This window comes from Pseudomonas sp. SDO55104_S430 (assembly GCF_054070595.1).
The window spans coordinates 1-8,465 of the sequence record NZ_JBSVXG010000237.1 but is presented as its reverse complement, the minus strand read 5'-3'; the positions used below and the strand labels follow the sequence as shown (position 1 = coordinate 8,465).

The 8,465-nt window shown below is 62.6% G+C and carries 6 protein-coding genes; 1 reads left to right on the top strand and 5 read right to left on the bottom strand.

Annotated features, from left to right (window positions below; genetic code table 11):
* Positions 1 to 80 precede the first annotated feature (80 nt).
* The 5 genes from ACW9JE_RS26080 to cysZ form a co-directional block, all read right to left on the bottom strand.
* Positions 81 to 791, bottom strand: a complete 711-nt coding sequence (locus ACW9JE_RS26080) for an SPOR domain-containing protein (RefSeq protein ID WP_224541740.1) — start codon at positions 789 to 791, stop codon at positions 81 to 83.
* A 1-nt stretch (position 792) separates the two neighbouring features.
* Positions 793 to 2,529 (bottom strand): arginine--tRNA ligase, encoded by a 1,737-nt coding sequence (gene argS, locus ACW9JE_RS26075; RefSeq protein WP_224541742.1) that lies wholly within the window; start codon positions 2,527 to 2,529, stop codon positions 793 to 795.
* 217 nt (positions 2,530 to 2,746) lie between these two features.
* Positions 2,747 to 4,966, bottom strand: a complete 2,220-nt coding sequence (locus ACW9JE_RS26070) for a primosomal protein N' (protein WP_457434368.1) — start codon at positions 4,964 to 4,966, stop codon at positions 2,747 to 2,749.
* Between the two features lie 92 nt (positions 4,967 to 5,058).
* Positions 5,059 to 6,258 (bottom strand): glycosyltransferase family 4 protein, encoded by a 1,200-nt coding sequence (locus ACW9JE_RS26065; RefSeq protein WP_457434367.1) that lies wholly within the window; start codon positions 6,256 to 6,258, stop codon positions 5,059 to 5,061.
* 40 nt (positions 6,259 to 6,298) lie between these two features.
* On the bottom strand, positions 6,299 to 7,051 hold the full coding sequence (gene cysZ / locus ACW9JE_RS26060; RefSeq protein ID WP_457434366.1) for a sulfate transporter CysZ: 753 nt from the start codon (positions 7,049 to 7,051) through the stop codon (positions 6,299 to 6,301).
* 312 nt (positions 7,052 to 7,363) lie between these two features.
* On the opposite strand from cysZ, the gene trxB reads away from it, so the two are divergent.
* The gene (trxB, locus tag ACW9JE_RS26055) at positions 7,364 to 8,320 is read left to right on the top strand and encodes a thioredoxin-disulfide reductase (protein ID WP_175375966.1); all 957 of its coding nucleotides are present in this window, start codon (positions 7,364 to 7,366) and stop codon (positions 8,318 to 8,320) included.
* Positions 8,321 to 8,465: the final 145 nt, after the last annotated feature.

Below are 8,465 nucleotides of genomic sequence, written 5' to 3'. Positions count from 1 at the left end.
GCGAAGCGGCCCCAAAAAGATGGGACTGCTGCGCAGTCCAGCGGGGGCAAGCCCCCTCGCCACAGGTATTTCGGTTGGGGTCAGCGGCTCTGGCGTTGTTGTAACAACAGGTTGCTGAAACCGGCACCCGCCAGTTGTTTCTGCGCCGTGGTCAGCTGCTCACGGTTGCTGAACGGCCCGACCAACACCCGATACCAGGTCTCGTCCTTGACCGTGCCGGATTCCACCGCCACCGCCTGGCCGAGCAGGATGATCTGCGCACGGACCTTGTCGGCGTCGGTTTCCTTGCGGAACGAACCGGCCTGCAGGAAGAACTTGGTCACCGGCGCGGCCTTGGCGACAGGCGGTGCTGGCGGCGGGGTGATGCCGGCCAGGGCAGCCTGAGCGCGAGCCGTATCGATCTTCGCCGCTTCGGCCGGGGTCACAGGCGTGGTCGGAACGGCCGGTACCTGTGGCGTCGGCAGGGTTTTCTCCGGCACCGCATCCGGCGGCACGATCACCTCCGATTCCGGCAGCAGCGTATAGAAGTCGTACTTCGGCTTCACCGGCTGCGTCGGGCTCGGCGGGGTCTTGTTGGCCTCGGCGATCTTGGTGGCTTTCTGTTGCTGCTCGACCTTCTCGCGCTTGACCGTGTCGCTGCCCTTGCCTGGTTCCAGTTTCATCAGGAATACGATGAAGGCACCGACTGTCAGGCCGATGGCCATCCACAGCCAACCCGGTATCGGTTGCTTCGCTGGAGCTTGGTAACGGCTGGCGCCACGTTTGGGTGCGGGTTTTTTCTTGGCAGCCAACTTACATGCGCTCCAGAGTTTCCAGACCCAGCAGCTCCAGGCCTTGCTTGAGGGTACGGCCGGTCAGCGCGGCGAGGCGCAGGCGGCTCTGCATTTGTTCCGGGGTCTCGGCGGCGAGGATCGGGCAGTTCTCGTAGAAGCTGGAGAACAGGCCCGCAACGTCGTACAGGTAGGTGCAGAGAATGTGCGGCGTGCCTTTCTCGGACACGTTGTTCAGCACTTCGCCGAATTGCGCCAGTTTCGCCGCCAGTTCCAGTTCGTGCGCAGCTTCGAGAACGATCTGGCCTTCGACTTCGCTGAAATCCTTGCCCAGCTTGCGGAACACACCGGCCACGCGGGTGTAGGCGTACAGCAGGTACGGCGCGGTGTTGCCTTCGAAGTTCAGCATCAGGTCGAAGTTGAAGCTGTAGTCGCTGGTGCGGTGCTTGGACAGGTCGGCGTATTTCACCGCGCCGATGCCCACCACCTTGGCGATGTTGCGCAGGTCGGCTTCGGCCAGTTCCGGATTCTTCTCTTTCACCAGGGTGTAAGCGCGTTCCTGGGCTTCGGTCAGCAGGTCGATCAGCTTCACGGTGCCGCCATCACGGGTCTTGAACGGACGGCCATCGGCGCCGTTCATAGTGCCGAAGCCCATGTGTTCCATTTCCATCGGATGGGTCACGAAGCCGGCTTTGCGGGCCACGGCGAAAACTTGCTGGAAGTGCAGGGCTTGGCGCTGGTCGACGAAGTACAGGGCGCGATCGGCCTTGAGCTTGCCACTGCGGTAGCGCACGGCGGCGAGGTCGGTGGTGGCGTAGAGGTAGCCGCCGTCGGCCTTGACGATGATCACCGGCAGCGGATCGCCGTCGGCGTTCTTGAACTCGTCGAGGAATACGCACTGGGCGCCGTTGCTTTCCACCAGCATCCCGGCGGCCTTGAGGTCGTTGACCACGTTGATCAGGTCGTCGTTGTAGGCACTTTCGCCCATCACGTCGGCCATGGTCAGTTTGACGTTCAGCAGTTCGTAGATTTTCTGGCAGTGGGACAGCGAGATGTCCTTGAACTTGGTCCACAGCGCCAGGCAGTCGGCGTCGCCAGCTTGCAGCTTGACCACCAGGCCGCGAGCGCGGTCGGCGAATTCTTCGGATTCGTCGAAACGCTGTTTGGCCGCGCGGTAGAAGTTCTCCAGGTCCGACAGCTCGTCGCTGGTGATCGGGTTTTCCTGCAGATAGGCCATCAGCATGCCGAACTGGGTGCCCCAGTCGCCAACGTGGTTCTGACGGATAACTTCGTCGCCGAGGAATTCGAGAACGCGGGCCACGCCGTCGCCGATGATGGTCGAGCGCAAGTGGCCGACGTGCATCTCTTTGGCCAGGTTCGGCGCGGACAGGTCAACCACGGTGCGCTGGGCTGGGCCTGCCTTGCGCACGCCGACATTTGCATCGGCCAGCGCGGCGTCCAGGCGCGAAGCCAGGGCCTGAGTGTTCTGGAAGAAGTTGAGGAAGCCCGGGCCGGCGATCTCGGCCTTGGAGACGTTTTCGTCAGCCGGCAGGGCGGCGATGATCTTTTCCGCCAGATCGCGCGGCTTCATGCCGGCCGGTTTGGCCAGCATCATGGCGATGTTGCTGGCGAAGTCGCCGTTCTTCTTGTCGCGCGAGTTTTCCACCTGGATCGCCGGCGACAGGCCTTCAGGCAACACACCTTCGTTGACGAGTTGGGTGATGGCTTGTTGGATCAGCTGGCGAATGGTGTCTTTCATGGTCTTCTCTTTCGACCGCAGGCGCGGCGGCGCATCGTGCGCTGGTGGAAAAACTGGGCATTATCCGTGGCGAAGCCGGGCTTGCCAACCTTAGCAGGCAGGTTGTGGATGTGTGGCGAAAAATAGCCCGCCATCGCGAGCAAGCCCGCTCCCACAATGGAGCGGCGTGCACAAATACTCTGTGGGAGCGAGCCTGCTCGCGATGACTACCGCAAAATCAATACAAATCGACCGGATCGACATCCAGCGACCAACGCACCGCCCGCCCGCTCGGCATCTGCTCCAGCACCAGCAACCAGTTGGCCAGCAACCGGTGCAACGGCGCCCGAGCCGTGGCCTGCAGCAGCAACTGCGCACGGAACCGCCCGGCCCGACGCTCCATCGGAGCCGGCACCGGTCCCAGCAGTTCGATGCCGGTCAAATTCTGCTCAACCAGCAACCGCTCAGCCTCGCTGCACGCCTCATCCAGAAAGCCTTCCGCCTGACCCGGCTTGTGCGCTTCGGCCCTCAGCAATGCCAAGTGCGCAAACGGCGGCAACCCCGCCGCGCGGCGCTCGCTCAGGGCCTGCTCGGCAAAGGCGAAGTAACCCTGTTCGGTCAATTGCACCAACAAAGGATGGTCCGCCAGGTGCGTCTGGATGATCACCCGGCCCGGTTCCTCCGCCCGGCCGGCACGCCCGGCGACCTGGACGATCAGTTGCGCCATGCGCTCGCTGGCGCGGAAGTCGCCGGAAAACAGGCCGCCGTCGGCATCGAGAATCGACACCAGGGTGACCCGCGGAAAATGGTGCCCTTTGGCGAGCATCTGCGTGCCCACCAGAATGCACGGCTGGCCTTTCTGGATGGTCGCGAACAGCTGATTCATCGCGTCCTTGCGCGATGTGCTGTCGCGGTCGACCCGCAATACCGGGTAGTCCGGGAACAGGATCGCTAAACGCTCTTCCGCCCGCTCGGTGCCGGCGCCAACAGGGCGCAAGTCGACTTTGTTGCATTTCGGGCACTGACGCGGCGTGCGTTCGACGTAGCCGCAATGGTGACAGCGCAGCTCGCCATAACGCTGGTGCACGGTCATGCGCGCGTCGCAGCGCTGGCATTCGGACATCCAGCCGCAGTCGTGGCAAAGCAGCGTAGGCGCGAAGCCTCGGCGGTTGAGGAACACCAGCACTTGCTGGCCCGCTGCCAGGGTCTGGCCGATGGCTTGTTGCATCGGTCCGGAAATACCGCTGTCCAGCGGTCGGCTTTTCACGTCCAGGCGCAGGAAGCGTGGCTGTTTCGCGCCGCCGGCACGTTCGTTCAGTCGCAGCAGGCCGTAACGGCCGGTATAGGCGTTGTGCAGGCTTTCCAGCGAAGGCGTGGCCGAACCCAGGACAATCGGAATGTTTTCCTGCCGGGCGCGCACCAGTGCCAAGTCCCGGGCGTGATAGCGCAGGCCTTCCTGCTGTTTATAAGAGCCGTCGTGCTCTTCGTCGATAATGATCAGCCCGGGATTTTTCATCGGCGTGAACAGCGCCGAACGGGTGCCGATAATGATGTCGGCCTCGCCGTCCCGGGCCGCGAGCCAGGCGTCGAGCCGTTCACGGTCGTTGACCGCCGAGTGAAGCAATGCGATGCGCGCATTGAAGCGTTGTTCGAAGCGCGCCAGGGTCTGCGGACCGAGGTTGATCTCCGGGATCAGCACCAGGGCCTGTTTGCCGGCTTCCAGGGTTTCGCGGATCAGCTGTAAATACACTTCGGTCTTGCCGCTGCCGGTCACCCCAGCAAGCAAGAATGCGTGATAACTGTCGAACCCGGCGCGAATCGCTTCGCAGGCGGCGCTTTGTTCGGCGTTGAGCGGCAGCTCCGGCTGAGCCAGCCAGTGCTCGTGGCGGGCGCCAGGCGCGTGGCGGCGGATTTCGACCTGCACCAGATCCTTGGCCAGCAGCAGATCTAGGCTGTCCTTGCTCAGCATCAGCTTGCTCAGCAGTTGGTGGGCGACGCCATGGGGGTGCTGGGCCAAGGTGGCCAGGGCCTCGCGCTGACGAGGGGCGCGGGCGATGCGCGGATCGTCGAGGCTTGCGCCGGGGGCAACGGACCAGAAGCGTTCCTGGCGCGCTTCGGCCAGTTCGCCCTGACGCAGCAACACCGGCAGTGCCCAACTCAGGGTGTCGCCGAGGCTGTGCTGATAATACTGGGCGGTCCACAGGCACAGCTTGAACAACGCGGGCGGCAGCGGCGGCGTGGCGTCGAGCAGCGCGATGGCGGGTTTTAGCTTTTCTGCCGGGACTTCGCTGGTCTCGGCCACTTCCACCAGAATCCCGATCATCTCGCGCCGACCGAACGGCACCCGCAGGCGCATGCCGGGCTGCAATTGCGCGCGCAGGATCCCGGCCGGGGCGCGGTAGTCGAACAGGCGGCGCAGCGGCGAGGGCAGGGCAAGGCGCAGAATGGCGTCGGGCACGCGGGATCTCGTTAAACAGGTGAGTAGGTGGGCGCGACCTGAACCTGTGGGAGCGGGCTTGCCCGCGATGACGGACTTAAGGTCAAAAAAAATCAAGGCAAGGTCGGCGCATTCGGCACCACCAATTCCCCCAAACAAGCCCCCCGCAACTGCCCCTCGAACTGCTCGACAATCGCCGCCCATCCCTGGCGACTCGCATGCTGTCGCGCATTCAAGCGCATGCAGCGCAAGGTCTCGTCCTGCTCCAGCATCCACACCGCCGCATCGCAGAACGCCTCTTCATCCCCAGGCATCGCCAGCACGCCGTTGTAGCCATGACGAATATGTTGCGCCGCCGCAGCCTGATCGTAAGCGACCACACCGAGCCCGGAAGCCAGCGCCTCGAGCACGACATTGCCGAACGTCTCGGTCAGGCTTGGAAACACGAACACATCCCCCGACGCATAGTGGCTGGCCAGGGCTTCACCCCGTTGTGCGCCGCAGAAAATCGCCTCGGGCATTTCGCTTTCCATCTGCAGACGTTGCGGTCCATCACCCACAATGATCAGCTTCAGGGTGCGCTGTGGATAACTCGCCTTGAGAGCTTCGAAGCAGCGCTTGAGCAGGCCGAGGTTTTTCTCCGGTGCCAGGCGCCCGACATGCATGACGGCAATGTCCTTCTCGCCCAGGCCCCACTGCGCACGCAGCGCGTCCAGGCGTTTGGCCGGGTGAAACAGCTGGCTGTCGACGCCACGGGACAGCAGTGCCAGGCGTTCGAACTGCCGGCGCTCCAGCTCCATGCGCTGGCTGACGCTGGGCACCAGGGTCAGGTTGGAGCGGTTGTGGAACCAGCGCAGATAGTGGGTCAGCAGGCGCGTCAGCAAACCGAGGCCATACTGACTGGAGTACTGCTGGAAGTTGGTGTGAAAACCGCTGACCACCGAAATCCCCAGGCGTCGCGCCGCGCGCAGGGCCGACAAGCCGAGCGGGCCTTCCGTGGCGATGTACAACACATCCGGGCGATGCCGCTTCCAGCGCCGCAGCAGTTTGTGCATCGACGACTGACCCCATTGCAGGCCCGGATAACCCGGCAGCGGCCAGCCCCGGCACAGCAGCAATTCATCGTCGCTGCCCGCCGACTGATCGCAACCCTGACGCGGTCGCACCAGTTCAACCTGATGCCCGCGCGCGCGCAAACCTTCGCACAAGCGGCCAAGGGTATTGGCCACACCGTTGATTTCGGGAGGGAAGGTTTCGGTGATCAGAGTGATATGCAGAGCTGTCGTCATGGCATCAGTGTCGGCTGAGGCCATGTCGACGTTGTGACGTTCAGATGATGGATTTATGACCGGATCAGCGTTCGCTCACCAGGTTCTCGGCACCGCGTTCACGGACCCAGAACAGGGTCGCACCGGCCACCGCCGCCGGCATCATCAGAATGTTGACCACCGGGATCAGCAGCACCAGATAGACGATGCCGCCGAAGCTCATGCTCTGCCAGCGCTTCTGACGCAGCCAGGCGAGCATCTCGTTCCAGCCCAGCTTGTGGTTGTCCGCCGGGTAGTCGATATATTGGATGGCCATCATCCACACCCCGAACAGCAACCAGAGCGGCGCGGCGATGATGTTGACCACGGGAATGAACGAGAGGATGAACAGGCCGATCGCCCGGGGCAGGAAGTAACCGAGCTTGCGCATCTCACGGGCGAAGGTGCGCGGGATCATGGCGATCAGTTCGCCCCAGCTGAAAGCCGGAAAGTCGTCGGTGCCGCGCACCACCACTTCGACCTTTTCCGCGAGGAAGCCGTTGAACGGCGCGGCGATGACGTTGGCGAGCATGGTGAAGGTGAAAAACACCATCAGCAGCACCAGCACCACGAACAAGGGCCACAGGATGTAGCTGAGGAAACTTAGCCAGTCGGGCAGCGACGGCATCAGCGTATCGACCCACAGGCTGAATTGGTGGCCGGCCAGATATATCAATCCGACGAACAGCACCAAGTTGATTGCCAGGGGCAACAACACGAATAAACGCAGGCTGGGGCTCAATACCAGATTGAGGCCTTCGCGCAGGTATTGCGGGCCTGACAGTACAGGGGCGGGCATAACGTGCTCCGAGCAAGGAAATCGCGCCGACCTTACCGGCTTTGCGACAGGCGCGAAAGCGCGGTGGCGGTATCGACATTAACTGTAACAAAGGCGTCCGAATACACACTGTGTCGGGATAGAGACCACCTATGAGCTGGATTGTTAAACCGTATTTCCTTAATCTTCGCCCTCTCGATACGCTGCAGCCATTCTTTTACAGGGCTGTGGAACCGAAGCCTTCCCCAAGTGCTTACAACGGTCCTTTTTTATTCTCGCCGGCAAACCGGCGTACCGCGCCAGATGTTCCGGGCCGGTCAACAGGAGCAGGTCATGTCTGAAGTCCGTCATTCGCGAGTGATTATTCTTGGTTCCGGCCCTGCCGGTTACAGCGCCGCGGTCTATGCCGCCCGCGCCAACCTCAAGCCACTTTTGATCACCGGCATGCAGGCCGGCGGTCAACTGACCACCACCACCGAAGTCGACAACTGGCCGGGCGACGTCCACGGCCTGACCGGCCCGGCGCTGATGGAGCGTATGCGCGAGCACGCCGAGCGTTTTGAGACCGAGATCGTTTTCGATCACATCAACGCCGTGGACTTCGCTGCCAAGCCTTACACCCTGACCGGCGACAGCGCGACCTATACCTGCGATGCCCTGATCATCGCCACCGGCGCCAGCGCTCGTTACCTGGGCCTGCCGTCCGAAGAAGCGTTCATGGGCAAGGGCGTTTCGGCCTGCGCGACCTGCGACGGTTTCTTCTACCGCAACAAGCCAGTGGCTGTTGTTGGTGGCGGCAACACCGCGGTTGAAGAAGCTCTGTACCTGGCCAACATCGCCAGCACCGTGACCCTGATCCACCGTCGCGATACCTTCCGCGCCGAGAAGATCCTGATCGACAAGCTCAACGCTCGCGTGGCTGAAGGCAAGATCATCCTGAAGCTGAACTCGAACCTGGACGAAGTCCTGGGCGACAACATGGGCGTGACCGGTGCTCGCCTGAAGAACAACGACGGCAGCTTCGACGAAGTGAAAGTCGACGGCGTGTTCATCGCCATCGGCCACACCCCGAACACTTCGCTGTTCGAAGGCCAGCTGACTCTGAAAGACGGCTACCTGGTCGTGCACGGCGGCCGTGACGGCAACGCCACCGCCACCAATCTGGAAGGCATCTTCGCCGCCGGCGACGTGGCCGACCACGTCTACCGTCAGGCCATCACCTCGGCCGGCGCCGGCTGCATGGCTGCACTGGATGCCGAGCGTTACCTCGACGGCTTGCAGAACGCTTGATTCTGCGGTGTTGAAATGAAAAAACCGGCTTGTTAGCCGGTTTTTTTGTGCCCACGATTTAATGCCTGATCATGTTCCCCTGTGGGAGCGGGCTTGCTCGCGAATGCGGTGTGACAGTCGACATAAATATTGCATGGCACGACGC